The following is a 17,919-nucleotide window of genomic DNA, read 5'->3' on the forward strand; positions in this document are numbered from 1 at the left end:
GAAAGTCTCAGGCGATATCTAATTTAGTCTTTAAAGAAAGTTCATAATTATAAATACCAGCGATCGACATTAAATCTTAATCCGAAGCGCCTTCTTCGATTCCGATATCTGGATGAAAGTATTCTAAATATATTTAAACTTCGATGTATATTTTCAATAATAATTCTTTCTTTTGCCAGTTGGCGATTTAAAACTTTTTCTGCTTGAGTCAGTTCTTTCTTCTTGGTTTTTTTGATAGGGGTTCTACTATTATTATGAATCTTTTTGATTCCTTGATAACCTTTATCACCTCAAAGTTCAAGTTCTTTATTCATCCCCATCTTGCTTTTTTTAAACAAACTAAAATCATGCGTTTTTCCGTTACTAAAAGCTGTACATATTATTTCGGTACTTTTTGTGGTGGCTAAAACTTGCGATTTTATTGTATGATATTTTTGCTTGCCACTATAATATTTCTTTTGCTTTTTTTTGGGACGCTCTATTTCATGCTCTGACACATCCACCGCTACAGTTTCTATCTCATTTTGACTTTGATAAAGATTTTTTTTGCCAGGTAATTTAAATAAACCTGAATTTATTAAAGCTTTCTCAGTTCTAATTACAATTCGATAAGCATTTGATTCATTAATACCCCATTTAATTCCCAGATGAAAAAAAGTAGGATATTCCCGCAAATAGGATAATGTCATTAAGATTTGGTCTTCTACGCACAATTTACTTGGTCTGACTGATTTTTTTTGAAAAAGTTTTTCTGCTTTGACTATTTTTACCATCTCTTTGAATGTCTCTTGATGTAGTCCACAGTACCGTTTAAAGTCGGCGGGGTTTAACTTTTGTACTTGTTCGTAATTCATCTTATGGGAGCTAATTATTTCTTTTATTTTACCTAGAACGCGAGCACTTTCGCAAGAGGTCTAATGTGGTCTCAAAAAAACTTGACTGTGGTTCCAAACGATTATGATTGCGGTCTACAACAACTAGGAATTAAATAGCAAAAACCACTTTTGAAGTAGATATGATTTGAGGTTAAATAGCCAACAACCTAGAGACAAAGTTAGGGAGGAAAAGATTAGAAGAATTATCAAATATAAAAGGCAGACTATGAGATAGCTGGCGGTGGAGCTTAAAAATTGCAGTGAAGGCTTAATCAATAAAGTTAGGAAATAGCTTAATACTATGCTGTGGACTAGGTATGCTTCGTAAGTTCCATTACTGATTAAATCAAGCCACGCCTTACTCTTGCTCTTTAACAAACCATCAACTAGAAATACGAGGTTTAGAGAAATAATAAAAATTCCAATGCCTATAAAGGCATCAGAGATAAAGAGACCGACAGGGATATCATGATCTATAAAGCGTATTGCAGTGTACTTCAAAGAAAGAAAAATGCCTAAACATTCTAGGAAAATTCCCAAGATGATTGCCTTAGGTTTTTGAAATACGGTAAACGCATCAACAGAACGTTCATGAGTAAACCAGTGTTTTGCGATCGCCATTCCAAAACAAAACTCAAACAATCTAGTTAAAGCAATTCCTCCAGGGGCAAGTCCTCCATAGCCAAACCCTAAAATTTTATCAAACGCCAGTAACGATGTAGTGATAATAATTGCGCTGCTCACTGTTTTAACCAGTAGGCTAAGAAGTAAAAAGTTTTTTATAGATAGCTTTTTAAGAAAATAGAAGAGGAATGGAAAGAGTAAGTAAAGTTGCAAAAGAATAGGGATGTACCAGGTTGCAGGAATAACATCAAGAAATATGGCACCTTTTACATAGGTTTTAAGTAATCCTAGAAAGCTGGAATACTGAAAGAAGTTTAGGAGAAGATAAATTGCTAAAATGAGCCAATATGATGGATATAACCTGATGAATCTTTTCTTAATAAAACCAAACCAACGGATGCGATCAGTCTTCTTTTCCACAAGAAGCGCGGAGAGGGTTAATCCGAAACCGCTTAGAATGAAAAAAAGATGAACTGCTTGATAACCTAGTCCAAATACAAAGTTAAAAAAGTTAAATAAGAGGTGATCCCCGCTATTACTAGGAAACAGAAAAAGGCTGTCAAAACCACATCGATACAAAGAGTCACCTTTAATGCCTAGACATTCCTCAGCTAGATTGCTCAGGTTTTTAGTAACATTGCTTGCATTAGGTAAAATTCCTCCTACCCACAAGTGGCAGGCAAAAACTCCTAAACAAGCGAATAGGCGCAAATAGTCTAGATAAATAATTTTCTTAGGAGTGGGCAAATTACTAGGCGGTTGCATCAACTTCCTTAATTAACTCTAATAGTAGTGAATCGAATCATTATTAAATTAACCACCCTGTGTAGCCGCTGATACTGTTGGCGACTGTAATACATATTTGTATTTTCACGTATTACAAAAGGCTCAAACCTTCAATCTGTAGTTGAGGCTTTTAGTTGTAACACTTTTGTTTGTCTGTTTGTAATACTTTCACCCACAGTATCCATTGCTACTCAAACCCTATCTATAATTCGTTCCAACTTCGCCTCCTGCCAAATTTAGCACAACTGCTGGCACGTTGTCAACCAAACACGGGCGATCGCTACCTTCCAACCAGGACAATAGACCTCTTGCGAAAGTCTTAGGAGATCGCTAGTTTGTCTTCCAAGAAAGTTCATAATTATAAATACCAGCGATCGACATTAAATCTTAATCCGAAGCGTTTTCTTCGATTCCGAGACCTTGAGGAAAGTATTCTAAATATATTTAAAGTTCGATGTATGTTTTCAATAATAATTCTGTCTTTTGCTAGTTGCCGATTGAAAAGTTTTTCGGCTGGACTCAGTTTTTGGTTTTTGATTTTTTTGAGCGGTGTTCTACTATTAGTATGAATCTTTTTAATTCATTGATAACCTTTATCACCTAAAAATTCAAGTTCTTTATCATCCGAACTTTGCTTTTTTTAAACAAACTAAAATCATGCGTTTTCCCTTTACTAAAAGCTGTACATATTATTTCTCCATTTTTTTGTTGGCTAAAACTTGCGATTTTATTGTATGAGATTTTTGCTTGCCACTATAATATTTCTTTTGCTTTTTTTGGGGACGCTCTATTTCATGCTCTGACACATCTACCGCTACAGTTTCTATCTCATTTTGACTTAGACAAAGATTTTTTTACCAGGTAAATTAAATAAACCTGATTTGATTAAAACTTTTTCAGTTCTAATTACAATTCTATAAGCATTTGATTCATTAATACCCAATTTAATTCCCAGATGAAAATAGGATATTCTCGCAAATAGGATAATGTCATTAATATTTGGTCTTCTACGCACAATTTACTTGGTCTTCCTAATTTTTTTTGAAATATTTTTTCCGCTTTGACTATTTTTACCATCTCTTTGAATGTCTCTTGATGTACTCCACAGTAGCGTTTAAAGCCTTTGGGGGTTAAGTTTTGTAATTGTTCGTAATTCATATTATTAAGCTAATTTTTTCTTTTATTTTACCAAAGCGATCGCACTTTCGCAAGAGGTCTAATAAATCAATTCATCTTACTGAAGTTTTAGAAATATTTAAAACAGAAGAAAAATCACTAGGCTTGGTGCCTAATGATGCTTTACAGGAAGTACTAGATGCTCTAGAAAAGAATTTATTGAATGGCAAAGGTGAAGATAAAGGTCAAGATAATAAGATTAAGAAATGGTCTATTAAAGCATGGGTTATAGTGGATGGTGATGTAGTAATTGGATTTGCCTTTGCTCGTGAGTATAAGGATAAGACAAAATTAAATTGTTTATATATTTTGAAAGATTAGAAACGCAAAGGCTGCGGAACTAAATTGATGAAGCAGGTTAAACAAAACTGCAAATCTCCAATTAGTTTAGCAGTCTATGAGGAGAATAAAATAGCGGTTGATTTCTATAATAAACACGAGTTTTTATCTACTGGTTATGGGGTTGAACACGATCGTAAGTATCTAGTGATGACTTGGCATAAAGCTAAAAGCTAAGCAATTGCACACACTCAAACTCTTGTTCTACTCCCATCATAGAAGATTTGCGATCGCTCCTTTCGTCTTGGCAACCTAACACTTGTCCCATCTACCTATTTCCTAGTCGCCACCGCTGCGCCTTTGCGGTTAATTTCAATCAACCATATTGGAGCAAGGTGGGCAAATAATGCCCACCCTAATTCCTACTTCCCTACCGTGAAATACTCATTCTTAGCATACACGCTAATAATGCAGTCTCCCACTTCAAAAAACATCCCCTCTTGCTCATCTTTAGAAAATTGCAAGTTGCCGTATTTAGAATTAATTTCCTCAGCAGTCGCCGCTTTTGCCTCCATTTCATCCGGGATAAGTCCGGTAGAACCGATATAGAAAACCAGCGGTGAAACTTTTTCCCTGTACACTTTTTCAGCATAAGCTTCCAGTCGCTCATTCGCATTAGCTAAAGCAACGACAAATTCGTCTCGCTTGACATCTTCTCCCTGCCATTTCGCTTGCAAAAGGCGCAGCAAACTATCTGCACCCACTTTGGCTAAAGTAGCGCTAACAATTCCGTTATCCTCCAACCCCAAAAACTCATCGAAAATTAGTTTCATCAAGTCGTCAACTTTGGTAATTTTTGTTCGGGATGACAGCGTTTTGTGTGCGAAGACAACAGGCTCATCTAAGGTGATGTCAAATGTCGGTTTTGCTAGCTTTTCGCCCGTGTTTTTGTGGTAAACTTCATAAAGGCGATCGAGAAATTTGTTGGCAGAGTGCAATTTGCCGAAGTTGAGGATGTTTTTGCTGCCGATGTCGATTTTGTAGCTGACTCGCGAATCTACTGAACCGTTGGCGATCGCACTTTTTAATTCCGTGTATTCTGTCGTCGTCGGAAAGTTGATGTAAAGGCTTTTTGACAGATAATGCTGTTTCAATTCTTCCAATTGTTCCGCTGTGTAAGCCTCGGATTCCTCTTTCAAATGAGCCGAGAGAATGCTAGAGAGAATTTTGATTTCTGCGAGTTCCTCAAACACTCCGTCAAGGCTGCCGTAACGCCCGTCAAAAGGCACTAGCGGCAAAGTCTCTAACTTAATATCGTACTCTGAACGGAAGTCAAATTCTTGCACGGGCGAACCGTCTTTTTCAAGGACACCGCATTTTTTGAGCAAATCAAACACTGGTTTGCTGCTGATTTTGGTTCGCAGCGACTTAATATTAACTTCGCCGTCGCTGACAATGGTATAATTGTTGAAAGTATTGAGGTCTGTAACTAGAATCCCCGCCACTTCTGCGATTAAAGTTTCATCCTCAACTTTTACCAGCTTAGCTTTTCGGGTAATCAGCATATTGATGGTAGCGGTATTTTGATTGATGGCAAATGAACCCATTTGCACGTATTCGCCACCATCTAAGAATTCAGTTTTCAGCCAAGGCTTGACAAGGTTGCCGTTTTCGTCTCGCTTTCCCTCAATTCGCTTCAAACCTTTTCGCTGATAATTTTTTTGCAAGTGTTTCAAGTTGATGATGATGCTGTTGCTGTTTTCCTCCAATATCTTGATTAACTCCAGCAGGGAAATTTTCTCGCTGACTTTTACCCGATCGCCAATTTCATGATTTTTCAACACCTCAGGCGCAAAAACAGCCTGTTCCAAATCTTCCGCAAACTCGGCTATTTGGGCATTTGTCAAAGCTTTAGCGTGTTTTTGGGTCAAAGTAGCATCGAAGGTGCTCGCCAGCGCATACTTAGCCGTATTTAAATTGCCGTCAGCGAGGTTAGCTTTCGCAAAAGCAAACACCGACTCATCAGTTTGAGCAACGGGAACATCTAGTTTGTCATACTCATCTTTGGCTACTTTCTGATATTTGTAAAAAAGTCCCCGATCCTCTGCTTTCAGCCCGCAGATTTTCAGCGTATTCGATGAACCGTTGATTTTCTTACCGCTTTTGGAAACAAAAACTTGATAATCGTATTCCTTAATTAACGGTTCTTCCAGCGCAGGCGCAACGGAACTGCCTAACAGTTTTGTGCTGTCGTAAAGAGCATTGTAAACCGTTTTGACTTCGCCAGCGCGGATGCAATTTCCCGATAATGTGTTGGCGATTTTGGAGAGAAGTTTGAAGTCAGCACAGGCATAGGATATCGTGTTGGCAAACACATCCATGTCTTTGAGTTCTTCGCAAATTTCCCCGAGTTTTGCAGCTTCCGAATTGGCACTGGGGTCATTTGCATAGCCGTCTGTGTGCAAATTGATCGCTGTCATTTCTCCCGCTTTAACCAGAGATTTAGCGAGTTGCATCGACTGCGATATGCAGGTACAGCCAGCCGTGTGGATTTTTTGAATTTCTTTGATGTATGGAGAGTCAAGCTTCAGCACTTCTTGAATGGGAATTCGCTGGAAATGACAAATTACGTCCCCCTTGTCAGCATAGGAAATCAGGCTGACAATTAGCTGGTAATTGTTGTACTCGTCTAAGGTCAAAAGCTTGATTAGGGTTTCTTTCAGCGGTTTTAAGTCATAATACATTGAGCCGGAACGGTCGATGATGATGATGCTGTGAGCGACGGATTTTTCTGGGATATCGCCGGGCTTTCTTTCTAAATTAATGCGATCGACTAGATAGAATGCCTTTGCGTTTCCGGCAAAATTGTAGAGGGTAAATTTGGTGCGAGTATTGGAGGCTGCTTGGCTGCTGGAACTTTTGACTTGAGACGATTGTTTTGCTTGCCGTGCCATAGTTTTAACCTATGTTGATTTATTCCTCAACCTCATCATTACACGCGCTTCTGTGGATGTCAAGGCCTGTATGGAAAATTATCTGCGAGGCGGAATAAGCATTAATATTTAGCGCTGCGGTGCCAGGGAAAACTGCGGCGGTAGGGTAAATGTGGGCTTTTTTGGCAAAAGTAGTGGATATGCGTAAGTATTTAGTAAATATTTAGTCAATCATGCTTTATTTAGAAAATCCGCTGCTCAAACTTTATCTAAACCTGATCGGGTGGGTGGCGTTCGGATTCATTCTCGGCCGCCTGCTACCAAGAAGCTATTCTACATATTTAGCCAAGTTTCTTTTCTTCTTTGGCACGCCATTGAGCATTGTTGCTTTTATCCGCCGCGCCAATTTGTCGGGCGCTATTTGGATGGCGCCGCTGATAGCTTGGGCGGCAATTCTAGCAGGTGGAGGACTCGCTTGGATTTTGATAAATTTCGGTGTCGGCGAGGAACGTTTCAAGACTCTTAATCCGATCGCCCAAAATAGCCCGGAACACACCACCGCTTGGAGTTTGCCCACTCAAGGCAGCTTCTTATTGGCAACGATGGTGGGTAATACGGGTTTTTTAGGCATTCCCGTCACCTTGTCCTTATTAGGCGCGGAACACTTTGCCTGGGCGTTGTTTTACGACTTGCTAGGCACTACTATGGGAATCAATATACTGGGAGTTGCTATTGCTTCTCACTGCGGTAAAAGCGATCGGCGTCAGAGTTGGTTAAGTCCCCTGCGGGCAATTTTTCAGAATCCGGCACTGTGGGCTTTTGGTCTAGGGTTTGTCTCGCGCAGCTTGCCGCTGTCGGCACAAATCGCAGAGTTGTTAACAACAGGCGCTTGGACTGTAATTACTTTAGCTTTAATTACGATCGGGATGCAGTTGAGCAAGTTGAATTCCTTGCACAACATCAAACAAGTTTTGGCTTGTCTGGCGATTAAAATGCTGTTTATTCCCTTGGTAATTGGCGCGGGATTAACGTTTTTTGGGGTCGGGGGCGCGCCGCGACTTTTGCTAGTGTTGCAAATGGCAATGCCTCCTGCTTTTGGTACTACATTGCTGGCAGAAGCTTTCAATCTCGATCGCGAATTAGCCGTAACTGCGATCGGCCTCGGCTGCGTTAGTTTATTATTCACTATTCCCCTATGGATGAGGATATTTAATTTTTAATAAACCTAGGACTGACTCAGTTTAAAAAGTGCTTTATTTCAGTGAACCCTATCACAAATATTGAGCGATCGATTTCATATTAATTTAACAATTACTGGACGGCGAAACTGTATTGGCTTCTGTTAAAGTGGAAATAACCCGTGGATGACGGGAAGAATAAAACTATGGCAACTATAAATTTTTCATTGACAGGTTATCAAATTCTCGATCGCATTTACTCAGGAACTCGCACCCTAGTTTATCGAGCTTTCCGTATTGACGACAAAAAGCCAGTCGCCATCAAAGTCTTGCGGAACGAGTATCCCAGCTTCAACGAACTGGTGCAATTTCGCAATCAGTACACGATCGCCAAAAACCTCAACTTGCCCGGAATCATCGAAACCTACAGCTTGGAAACCTACCACAACAGCTATGCGCTGGTAATGGAAGACTTTGGGGGAATTCCTCTGAATGAATGGATGGAACAAGGGGAAACTGCACCGACTCTGAGCGAGTTTTTGCAAATGGCGATCGACCTGAGCAATATATTAGATATACTCTATCGCCACCGGATAATTCACAAAGACATTAAACCAGCCAATATTTTAATTAATCCGCATACAAAACACGTCAAACTCATTGACTTTAGTATTGCATCCTTGCTGCCCAGGGAAACTCAAAGCCTGATGAATCCTAACGTGCTGGAAGGGACACTCGGCTATTTGTCTCCCGAACAAACGGGAAGGATGAATCGGGGGATTGACTACCGGACAGACTTTTACTCTTTGGGGGTGACTTTTTACGCATTGCTGGCGGGACAATTGCCGTTTCAATCCAACGATGCGATGGAATTGGTACACTGTCATATTGCCAAGCAACCGCCATCACTGCATGAAATCAATCCCGAAATCCCGCCGGTACTCTCGGAGATTGTCAGCAAATTAATGGCAAAGAATGCCGAAGACCGCTATCAGAGTGCGTTGGGACTGAAATTCGATTTAGAATTTTGTTTGCAGCAACTTGAAGAAAACGGTAGGATAGAGAGTTTTACGATCGCGCAGAGGGATGCGGGCGATCGCTTCCTCATACCCGAAAAACTCTACGGTCGCGAAACCGAAGTTGCCGAATTACTCGCAGCATTCGATCGAGTAGCAGGTTTTTCCCAGCAGCCATCAGAAAAGGGTGGAGGCTGTGAGTTAATGTTAGTCGCGGGTTTTTCTGGGATTGGGAAAACTGCAATTGTCAATGAAGTTCACAAACCAATTGCTCGCCAGCGCGGCTATTTCATCAAAGGCAAATTCGACCAATTTAACCGCAACATTCCTTTCTCAGCTTTTGTCCAAGCATTTCGAGATTTAATGGGACAATTGTTGAGCGCAAGCGACCAGGAGTTGAAAAATTGGCAAACTCAAATATTGCAAGCACTTGGCGATAACGGACAAGTCATTATTGAAGTAATTCCCGAACTTGAAAGAATTATTGGGCCACAACCGCCCGCACTCGAATTATCAGGAACGGCCGCCCAAAATCGGTTTGATTTGCTGTTTCAAAATTTTATTCGCGTGTTCACCAAACCAGAACATCCCCTGGTGATGTTTTTGGATGACTTGCAGTGGGCTGATTCCGCCTCGCTGCGGTTAATGCAACTGCTGGTTGCCGAGTCAGCAACCGGCTATTTATTAGTAATTGGTGCCTACCGAGATAATGAAGTATTTGCAGCACATCCGTTGATGCTGACACTGGATGCAGCGGTCAAAGCTGGGGCGACGGTGAATACTCTGACGCTGGAACCGTTGAGTTCAGAAAGTCTAAATCATTTGGTTGCTGATACGCTCAATTGCGATCCATCTTGGGCAAAACCTTTGGCTGATTTGGCGGCACAAAAAACCCAAGGAAATCCCTTTTTTGCAACGCAGTTTCTCAAAGCACTGCATCAGGATGGGCTGATTGAGTTTGACCGGGTTGCTGGTTATTGGCAATGCGATATTGTGCGAGTTCGGGAGGCAGCGCTGACGGATGATGTGGTCGAGTTTATGGCGTTGCAGTTGCAAAAATTGCCGCCAGGGACTCAGAATGTGTTGAAGTTGGCTGCTTGTGTTGGGAATCAGTTTGATTTGGGGACTTTGGCAGTTGTCTCCCAGCAATTGGAAACGGAAACGGCGGCGGATTTGTGGAAGGCTTTGCAAGAGGGGTTAATCCTGCCTGAAAGTGAAGTCTACAAGTTTTATATGGGGCGAGAAAGACGGGAGGAAGCCGAAAATTCGGAGGTGGTGAATTACAAGTTTTTGCACGATCGCGTTCAGCAAGCCGCCTATTCTTTAATTCCCGAACAAGAGCGATCGCGTGTTCACTATCAGATTGGACAATTGCTGATCCAGCAAATTTCACCCGCAGCTATAGAAGAGCAAATTTTTTCAGTTGTCAATCAGTTGAATTATGGTATTGCGCTGATTGAAGACCAAACAGAACGATCCGATCTGGCCCAACTCAACCTCACGGCTTGCCGCAAAGCCAGAGGCGCTACTGCTTATCAAGCTGCTCGCGAGTATGCTGCGATCGGGCTAAATTTGCTGGGAGAGAGCGCTTGGCAACGACAGTACGAGATGACCTTGAACTTGCACGACATAGCAGTAGAAGTGGCTTCACTCTGTGGCGAATTTGACCAGATGGATCGGTGGATTGACACTGTGATTCATCATACCAGAACTCCCCTAGAGCGAGTGAACGTTTACACCGTCAAAATTCAAGCATTATCGTCCCAGAACAAGTTTTTAGAAGCAATTGCTATCGGTTTGTTGATTCTCAAAGAATTAGGAGTTGAATGGCCCGATAGCCCTACATCAGAAGATATTCAGCAAGCAGTGCAGGAAATTAATACCTCGATCGGCGATCGACCGATTGAAGAGTTATTCGATCTGCCAGCGATGGTAAACCCCCAAAAGCTGGCTGCGATGCAAGTGGCGGCAAGTATGGTGTCAGCTTGTTATCTGGTTGGTTCGTCTTTGTTTCCACTGGTGACTGCCTTACAGGTAAATTTATCTATCCAATATGGCAACAGTCGTACTTCAGCTTATAGCTATAGTTTTTATGGGGGGATTCTCAACAACTTTCTACAAGATGTGACGGTAGGCGATCAATTTGGCCGATTAGCTTATCGTCTTGCCAGTGGGGCGGATGCCAAAAATATTCGCTCTGCAACTTGTGTTGTGATCGGAGCCATGTTGTACCATCGCAAATCGCATTTGCGGGAGACCCTCCCCATTTTTCAGGCAGGCTATCAAGCCGGATTAGAAACAGGCAATCTAGAGTTTGTCGGGCATAATGGCCATGGATTTGGTCTAAATTCCTACTGGTGCGGTCAACCTTTGGCAGAACTTGAGCCCCAAATTCGGGCATACCGTCAGCAATTACTCGACCTCAACCAACTAACGACGGCAAATTATTGTTCGATTTATTGGGAAACAACGCTGTTTTTATTGGGTAATCCAAACAAGTTTGAGATTTCCTTTGAAGAGGAACGCTATGAGGAGAAGCTGGTTTCTCAGTCGCTTGCCTCTAACGATTTGTACCGACTCTACACCTTCTATCTGTACAGGACGACGTTGAGATTCCTGCTGGAAGACATTGCTGGGGCCTGGGCAGATGTCGATCGAGCAAGACAGTATATAGCGGGAGGCCTAGGACTTACTTCCGAAGCTGTTTTATATTTCTATGACTCACTCATAGCCCTTGCCACTCCTGAGTCCGAGACTCAGTTAGAAACGCAGCGGCAACGAGTTCAGGAAAATCAAAGGAAGTTGCAGCATTGGGCAGAACACGCCCCCATGAATTATTTGCATAAGTGGCAGTTGGTAGAAGCAGAGAAATACCGAGTTGCCAGACAGAGGGCAGAAGCTATTGAAATGTACGATCGCGCCATTTCTGGAGCGAAAGAAAACGAATACATCCAAGAAGAAGCTCTCGCTAACGAACTAGCAGCTAAATTCTACCTCGACTGGGGCAAAGAAAAAGTGGCGCAAGCTTATATGCAAGAAGCCTACTACTGTTATGCTCGCTGGGGTGCGAAAGCCAAAATCGATGACTTAGAAAAACGCTATCCCCAACTTCTTGCTCCCATATTGCAGGCAAGAGAAAATCGTTTTGGAATCAGCGAAAGTCGCCTCCAAACAAGCAATAAATCGTCAGTTTTACATCAAACCTGGCACACAACTCTATCTAGCAGTAGCAGTATTTACGAAGCCCTCGATTTCGCGACTATTCTCAAAGCCTCCCAAACACTATCGAGTGAAATTCAATTAGAAAAATTACTGGCTGCACTGATGTGTGTGGTGATGGAAAATGCCGGGGCAAAAAAAGCAGTTCTCCTGTTGCTTAAGGATGGGAATCTCGCGATCGAAGCTGTAGCCTCCTTCAATCAAGATGTCATCTCAATATATGTACCGCTGTCAGCCAGCGACGAGGTTCCTGCTGCTGTGGTCAACTATGTTAAGCGGACTTGGAAAACTGTAGTTTTGGATAATGCAGCAGTACAAAGCGATTTTATTGCCGATCCGTATTTGATGCAGGAAAAGCCCAAAAGTGTGCTGTGCGCGCCAATTTTAAATCAGGGTAAATTAATCGGCTTGCTATATCTAGAAAATAACTTGACAATTGGTGCATTTACTGACGATCGCACTGAAGTCATCCAACTTTTGTGCGCCCAAGCGGCTATCTCTCTAGAAAATGCCCGCTTGTACCAACAATCTCAAGCTTATGCACAAGAATTAGAGCGATCGCTCCTTGATTTGCAACAAGCACAGTTACAGATCGTGCAAAGCGAAAAAATGTCCGCCTTGGGCAATTTAGTAGCGGGAGTTGCCCACGAAATTAATAATCCTGTCGGCTTTATTAGCGGCAATATTGAGGAAGCAACGACCACGATCAAAGATGTGATTGGTCACTTAAAATTATATCAAGAAAAACTGCCAAATCCAGGCGAGGAAATCGAAGAAGATGCGGAGGATATTGATTTAGAGTATGCGTTAGAAGATTTGCCAAAGATGCTTTTGTCGATGAAAGTGGGATGCGATCGCATTCGCGGCATTAGCACCAGCCTCCGCACCTTCTCCAGGGCCGATAAAGACTACAAAGTTCCGTTTAATATCCATGAGGGCATTGACAGCACCATCCTAATTTTGAAACATCGGCTGAAAGCCAACGAACACCATCCCGCGATCGAAGTCGTCACAGACTACGGCAATCTCCCGCCAATCGAATGCTTTCCCGGTCAACTGAACCAAGTCTTTATGAACCTGCTTGCTAACGCGATCGATGCCCTAGAAGAATCAAACCAAGGACGCAGTTTGGATGCCATTAAAGCAAATCCACACTGTATCACAGTTCGTACCAGTCAGTCGGGCAATCGACACATCAAAATTCAGATTGCCGATAACGGTGCGGGTATGACAGAAGCAGTAAAACAGCGGATTTTTGACCATCTGTTCACAACAAAGGCAGTAGGAAAAGGTACAGGATTAGGATTGGCGATCGCCCGCCAGATTGTAGTCGAAACCCACGGCGGAACAATTAATGCGAATTCTACCTTGGGGGGAGGGAGTGAATTTGAGATAGTGTTACCTATTACCGAAAAAAGATAGAACCCACATTCCGCCCTTCAACTATCACACCGTGATAATTTTCGCCTTTCACGAGTCGGAAACTCCTGAAACCGAAAAAACCGAGAGGTTTATCTAGGGATACGATCGCCCTTCCCATATCAAACTCTACCCGATGGAGCGATCGCCCTTTAAAACCCACCAGTGGCTATACACCTGCACGAGCGCTAAATCTAGCACAACTCCGTCACTAAGAGCGATCGCCTGAGCACTTATCCACCGTTAAAAACTTGCTTAGCGGTCAAATTTAACTCTGGGAACACCCCTGATTCAATCCTTTCATTTCCCCGAAACAGCTTAATTTGATACTCACCATCTACTAACTGATAAACCGACAAAGTAGGCTGTTTCGGATAACCAATATAACGGCTTCCCCCTAAACCAAAATAATCTACAATCCAATATCAGCAATGCCTAATGCTTCCTAATCAATCATTTTGTGTGCATAATCATCGCGCCAATTTGTGCTGACTATTTCAATAACTAATTTAACCGAATTTCCCTGAGTAATAACTGATTCTCTTTCCCATCGAGACTCATTGGCTTCTACGGCTTGTTTATCTAATATAATCACATCGGGATCGTAGCCATAGTTATCGTTAAATTTAATTGTACATTCCTTGGGAATAAAGTAAGGAAGTTGTAAGCGCCTGATTTCTCAACCTAATTCTATCGCTTGAAAACCCGCGCTCGCTGAATGTTTACCAGTTGGATTTGGCCTTTCAACAATAACTCCGTTATGTAATTCATAGCGTCTGTTTTCGGGTTTTCCTTCCAGAAATTCATCAAAACTCATTAACTGGGATATTGCTTGAGTCCTGGTAAAGTCTCCAATGCTCTAATATCATTTAATTCTCATTCAGTAGGGTGCGTCAGATTTTTAAGTTCATTATCTAACTAATAGGTTAAGTGTCTAGCGAAAGACCAAACTCTCGGTAGGACGGCAAACCTAAAACCCTTAATTTATAAATGATGGAAATTCATGGACACAACTGGACTCGAACCAGTGACCCCTACGATGTCAAGGTTGAATTGGCATCGCTCAAACATATACGGGATATAGGATTTAAGCATTTTAAATAACTGATATATCAATTTAATCGCTTTTTTTAGATTTAGATTCTTGATTTTGTTGATTTTCTTCGCGAATCCTTAACCATTCCAGCAGTCCCATGCGAACGATCGAAGCCAGCGATTGACCCGGTTCGATCGCCTGAGCTCTAAGTCGCTCGCGTAACCCACCCACATCAAATGTGAGCCGATCGCGAGTATCCCTACTTTTTCCTTTTTTACTGTTTTCCTCGCTCATGAATCTAGCATATTCGATGAGCGAAACAAATCTTAGCTAAATATTCAAGTTTTTTCTTGACGCAACATCCATTGGATGTTACAGTTTGTTGAAACGCCCAGAAAAGTGTTGATACCACTTTTCTGGACTTTCAACCAATGTCGGTACACGACACCAGGAGACAGAATTATGTTACTACAGATGACGCAATTGGCGTATCGGAATGAATATCCGATCGTAGTAGAGCGCCAATTCAATCCAAATTCCCAGGTAAGAGGGTTCGGGGGAACAGCGGTAGAAGCAACCCAGAAAATTTGGGACGAAAGACGAGCTTTGGGATACTGGGACGCAAAAAAAGCTTACCCGCTGGGACAAAAAAATCTCTCAGTATCAGAAACTAACTCTTCTCAGACTGAACAAGCGCCGAAACGTGGTGCTGGCAGGCAATAGATTCATTTTTTTTACTCTATCGTGAGCTACTTGAAGGGCTCAAAGAAAGGGTACTAAAAGTAGCTCATGAGATACGAGAAAAAGTGTCGAAAGCCTTACACAGTCCAGTATCAAGACGAAGCAGGAAGAGCAAATTACTGGACTCGATCGCAAATAAAGCAAATTCTGGGAAGCGTCGGCCGTAAAAGTAGACGCAAACCAGTACCAATGTCGGAAGCGACATTTAAACGCCGACTGACATTGCTAGAAGAAGAATGCCCAGAGTGCGATCGAGTGCTTCATTCCCGTAAATTTTCAGATTTTCAGAAAAGGTGTCTGGTTGAGGTCGAAGAAATTTTCGTTGCCTGCGATCGAGATATCGAAAAAACACGCAAATACTTACAAAACGTAGGACTTAACATCAATGACTACACTATCTAGAGTTGAGCTGAAATTTGAACTCGGACTAGGCAAAGTGTCCGACATTACCACCGTCCGCAAAGCGCTGGGTCATCGCAAATGGCAAAATGCTCAGGTCGAAGGAGTCGATATCGACGAAGTACGGGAATATTACCGTCTGATTCGTGAAGAAATGAAGAGTCCGACTGACGCATTACTCGACATTGCTTCCAAGCGCACCGGATACGCTGAGCACTGCGATGATATCAACGACAGTGAAATTGACCACTCTGAAAACCGAGACGGGCAGGAAGAAACCAGTCAGCTAGTGGTTGCAGTTCGAGGCGCAACATCTGAAGCAGCCCTGGCGATGACTGATGTGGGTGCTGCTGCTGCTGCTTCGGTTGTTGATGCCTTCTACATCTCCCTTGGAGAGAATGTAGTTGATCAGCTCAGATCTCGATCGACAAATACTCGCGCCAACTTCCGAGAAATAGTTGGCTCAGTCCAAAATGCTCCCCTCGATCTTCGTAACGGTAGCTTGCCAGGAAAAAAAACCCACCCGCCGAAACAGATCACTGGTGCTTGGGGTTAATTGAATCTTGCATAGAATTAGCTACTACTTTTAGCGATCGGCTAATTCTAGAAGAGCAAGCTCGTTCAGCTAACCGAGAAAAGTTACTTATGGCTTTGGTTATTTATGCGAGTTTGCTCTCATCAGGTTCATCAGATTGCGATTCTTCTGGCAAAGATTCAAAGAAAAAGACAATGATTCCTATAACCTCAGACGAAGTTTATGATTGGAATCCAAACCAAAAAGTTTACGTTTATAGTGCTGATAAAAAATGTTTGGAACTGTGCCGAGTAATTGACCTAGATTTGTCTCCATTAGGCGATCGGACTCGATTTCTGGAACCAGTAGACGATAACCTTCAACTCTGTACACCAAAACAACGAGAACTACCTCCTAACTGCGTCGGAGGTAGGCATTGCCCCTATCCAGAAACCTGTTATCGGTTCGAGACTGAACAGCAAAATTATGAATGTACATTCGCATCTGAAGACGGCAATTATCTCACAGATGATTGTTGGGAATCACAATCAAATTGAGCTAATACTGCTGAGCACCGTAATTCTAATCAGTTTTCTGATTCTTCTACTCAATATCGTCAATGTCTGGCGAAATATTCAGCAAGGGAAGAAAGCTAAAAACCTTCAATTCAGATACAAAAATATGAAGAATTTTAAGGGGTGGAAATAACGCCTGAAATACAAGCCATTCTCGATTTCCTCAATCAGTTTGGGAAAGGTAGTACAGCCGAAATTGCTTTCTGTACTCTAATCGAAGAATGGCGTGTAGAAATTGATGTTCAAGATATGTCTGATGAAGGCTGGGTCAGACTTTCAACCGATAGCGAACATAACACAGTTGCAACGATCGTCAACCACAGCAAGGATTATTGACCATGACCATGAATGACCTATTTTCGACAGATTCAACATCCACAACTAAAACCGAACCCGGCTATCCCTGGATGAGTAGAGCTATCCCAGCATTGGTAGTTGGTTTCGGTGCACTTTGCTATCAAACCGGATATCAAGATGCCCTCAAACAAACACCTCCGACGATCGTACACGGCAATCAAACAGTTACTAACACCAAGGTTTATCAAATTTCCCCGTCAGTCGGTATTGGCAGCCACAATAACCGTCAAACAGTCGAGTCAATAAATTAGGAGCGAATCATCATGGCTAAAAGAGTCAGCACTATGACTTATGAGGAACTTCAGACCGAACGCGATGCGAACGAATTGCTCAAAACTAAGCTGAAAAATCAAATAGCAGTGGTGACTGATTCAGGAGTTTCTTTGCAGTTGCATCAAGAACTTTTACAGCTCTCCAAACGCAATGAAAAATTAGCTGAACAACAAGTTCTTTTGATGAGAGGGGGAAAACTCAAAAGACCGATCGAAATGTCGCTTGATGAAATTGAAGCCGAACAAGCAAAAAATAAAGTTACGATCGCCCAATATGAAGAAGAGTTGACCTCCAGTGATTTTGAGACACGGTTTAATGCTAACCAAGAACTACGGACTCTTTATACACGAACTAGAGCATTAAACAAACAACGAATCGCTCTTTTAAGTCATTCGATCGCCCTTTTGAGACAAGAGTTAGATGCGAAACAAAAATCCTAAAGCCCGTCTAATACTTAAACCCCAACGGCAACCTAAGCAGCCAAAACCTAAGAGAAAGAGTGATTATGTGCCAGGGTTT

Annotated in this window: 13 protein-coding genes and 4 pseudogenes; 11 read left to right on the forward strand and 6 right to left on the reverse strand. The window is 42.1% G+C overall.

The window, feature by feature from the left end; genetic code table 11:
* Nucleotides 1–7: 7 nt before the first annotated feature.
* The 3 genes and pseudogenes from QUB30_RS23490 to QUB30_RS23500 all read right to left on the reverse strand — a co-directional run bounded on the left by QUB30_RS23490 (nucleotide 8) and on the right by QUB30_RS23500 (nucleotide 3,443).
* Nucleotides 8–854: pseudogene (locus QUB30_RS23490) on the reverse strand (IS5 family transposase).
* A gap of 123 nt (nucleotides 855–977) precedes the next feature.
* Nucleotides 978–2,264: an acyltransferase gene (locus tag QUB30_RS23495; protein WP_333338226.1), complete on the reverse strand. Its 1,287-nt coding sequence runs from the start codon at nucleotides 2,262–2,264 to the stop codon at nucleotides 978–980.
* A 351-nt stretch (nucleotides 2,265–2,615) separates the two neighbouring features.
* Nucleotides 2,616–3,443 (reverse strand): annotated as a pseudogene (locus QUB30_RS23500) (IS5 family transposase).
* On the opposite strand from QUB30_RS23500, the gene QUB30_RS23505 reads away from it, so the two are divergent.
* Nucleotides 3,429–3,782: a hypothetical protein gene (locus QUB30_RS23505; protein ID WP_333338230.1), complete on the forward strand. Its 354-nt coding sequence runs from the start codon at nucleotides 3,429–3,431 to the stop codon at nucleotides 3,780–3,782. The pseudogene QUB30_RS23500 and the gene QUB30_RS23505 sit on opposite strands and share 15 nt — an antisense overlap.
* Nucleotides 3,783–3,797: 15 nt before the next feature.
* A pseudogene (locus QUB30_RS33950) lies at nucleotides 3,798–3,977 on the forward strand (hypothetical protein); the annotation flags it as partial.
* Between the two features lie 185 nt (nucleotides 3,978–4,162).
* Here the strand turns inward: QUB30_RS33950 and QUB30_RS23510 are convergent.
* A complete protein-coding gene (locus tag QUB30_RS23510) occupies nucleotides 4,163–6,694 on the reverse strand; it encodes a VWA domain-containing protein (RefSeq protein ID WP_333338233.1) in 2,532 nt (843 codons plus the stop codon).
* Between the two features lie 212 nt (nucleotides 6,695–6,906).
* Here QUB30_RS23510 and QUB30_RS23515 point away from each other — a divergent pair, with 212 nt between their 5' ends.
* Together QUB30_RS23515 and QUB30_RS23520 are read left to right on the forward strand one after the other, a co-directional pair.
* On the forward strand, nucleotides 6,907–7,893 hold the full coding sequence (locus QUB30_RS23515; RefSeq protein WP_333338235.1) for an AEC family transporter: 987 nt from the start codon (nucleotides 6,907–6,909) through the stop codon (nucleotides 7,891–7,893).
* A gap of 164 nt (nucleotides 7,894–8,057) precedes the next feature.
* Complete coding sequence (locus QUB30_RS23520; protein WP_333338238.1) at nucleotides 8,058–13,508, forward strand: AAA family ATPase; 5,451 nt, start codon at nucleotides 8,058–8,060, stop codon at nucleotides 13,506–13,508.
* 230 nt (nucleotides 13,509–13,738) lie between these two features.
* Here the strand turns inward: QUB30_RS23520 and QUB30_RS23525 are convergent.
* Nucleotides 13,739–14,322 (reverse strand): annotated as a pseudogene (locus QUB30_RS23525) (Uma2 family endonuclease).
* A gap of 300 nt (nucleotides 14,323–14,622) precedes the next feature.
* Nucleotides 14,623–14,835, reverse strand: a complete 213-nt coding sequence (locus tag QUB30_RS23530) for a hypothetical protein (RefSeq protein WP_333038842.1) — start codon at nucleotides 14,833–14,835, stop codon at nucleotides 14,623–14,625.
* 168 nt (nucleotides 14,836–15,003) lie between these two features.
* Between QUB30_RS23530 and QUB30_RS23535 the strand changes: the two genes are divergently transcribed.
* The 7 genes from QUB30_RS23535 (at nucleotide 15,004) to QUB30_RS23565 (ending at nucleotide 17,840) form a co-directional block, all read left to right on the forward strand.
* A complete protein-coding gene (locus tag QUB30_RS23535; RefSeq protein WP_333338241.1) occupies nucleotides 15,004–15,264 on the forward strand; it encodes a hypothetical protein in 261 nt (86 codons plus the stop codon).
* 66 nt (nucleotides 15,265–15,330) lie between these two features.
* Nucleotides 15,331–15,684, forward strand: a complete 354-nt coding sequence (locus QUB30_RS23540; protein WP_333338244.1) for a hypothetical protein — start codon at nucleotides 15,331–15,333, stop codon at nucleotides 15,682–15,684.
* The gene (locus QUB30_RS23545) at nucleotides 15,668–16,237 is read left to right on the forward strand and encodes a hypothetical protein (protein WP_333338247.1); all 570 of its coding nucleotides are present in this window, start codon (nucleotides 15,668–15,670) and stop codon (nucleotides 16,235–16,237) included. The genes QUB30_RS23540 and QUB30_RS23545 overlap by 17 nt, the downstream gene beginning before the upstream one ends.
* A complete protein-coding gene (locus tag QUB30_RS23550; RefSeq protein WP_333338250.1) occupies nucleotides 16,228–16,752 on the forward strand; it encodes a hypothetical protein in 525 nt (174 codons plus the stop codon). Before QUB30_RS23545 ends, QUB30_RS23550 begins: the two co-directional genes overlap by 10 nt.
* 141 nt (nucleotides 16,753–16,893) lie before the next feature.
* Complete coding sequence (locus QUB30_RS23555; RefSeq protein WP_333338253.1) at nucleotides 16,894–17,106, forward strand: hypothetical protein; 213 nt, start codon at nucleotides 16,894–16,896, stop codon at nucleotides 17,104–17,106.
* 8 nt (nucleotides 17,107–17,114) lie between these two features.
* On the forward strand, nucleotides 17,115–17,378 hold the full coding sequence (locus QUB30_RS23560; RefSeq protein ID WP_333338256.1) for a hypothetical protein: 264 nt from the start codon (nucleotides 17,115–17,117) through the stop codon (nucleotides 17,376–17,378).
* Between the two features lie 12 nt (nucleotides 17,379–17,390).
* Nucleotides 17,391–17,840 carry a hypothetical protein gene (locus QUB30_RS23565; RefSeq protein ID WP_333338259.1) on the forward strand — a complete coding sequence of 150 codons (450 nt, stop codon included), beginning with the start codon at nucleotides 17,391–17,393 and terminating at the stop codon, nucleotides 17,838–17,840.
* Nucleotides 17,841–17,919: the final 79 nt, after the last annotated feature.

Origin of the sequence: Microcoleus sp. BROC3, from assembly GCF_036702515.1 — a bacterium.
Lineage (GTDB): Bacteria > Cyanobacteriota > Cyanobacteriia > Cyanobacteriales > Microcoleaceae > Microcoleus.

What these genes read in the sequence shown, in the direction of transcription:
- QUB30_RS23515 (WP_333338235.1), top strand. Translation starts at nt 6,907, where the DNA reads ATGCTTTATTTAGAAAATCCGCTGCTCAAACTTTATCTAAACCTGATC.
- QUB30_RS23540 (WP_333338244.1), top strand. Translation starts at nt 15,331, where the DNA reads ATGAGATACGAGAAAAAGTGTCGAAAGCCTTACACAGTCCAGTATCAA.
- QUB30_RS23495 (WP_333338226.1), bottom strand. Translation starts at nt 2,264, where the DNA reads ATGCAACCGCCTAGTAATTTGCCCACTCCTAAGAAAATTATTTATCTA.
- QUB30_RS23520 (WP_333338238.1), top strand. Translation starts at nt 8,058, where the DNA reads ATGGCAACTATAAATTTTTCATTGACAGGTTATCAAATTCTCGATCGC.
- QUB30_RS23510 (WP_333338233.1), bottom strand. Translation starts at nt 6,694, where the DNA reads ATGGCACGGCAAGCAAAACAATCGTCTCAAGTCAAAAGTTCCAGCAGC.
- QUB30_RS23530 (WP_333038842.1), bottom strand. Translation starts at nt 14,835, where the DNA reads ATGAGCGAGGAAAACAGTAAAAAAGGAAAAAGTAGGGATACTCGCGAT.
- QUB30_RS23560 (WP_333338256.1), top strand. Translation starts at nt 17,115, where the DNA reads ATGAATGACCTATTTTCGACAGATTCAACATCCACAACTAAAACCGAA.
- QUB30_RS23545 (WP_333338247.1), top strand. Translation starts at nt 15,668, where the DNA reads ATGACTACACTATCTAGAGTTGAGCTGAAATTTGAACTCGGACTAGGC.
- QUB30_RS23565 (WP_333338259.1), top strand. Translation starts at nt 17,391, where the DNA reads ATGGCTAAAAGAGTCAGCACTATGACTTATGAGGAACTTCAGACCGAA.
- QUB30_RS23535 (WP_333338241.1), top strand. Translation starts at nt 15,004, where the DNA reads ATGTTACTACAGATGACGCAATTGGCGTATCGGAATGAATATCCGATC.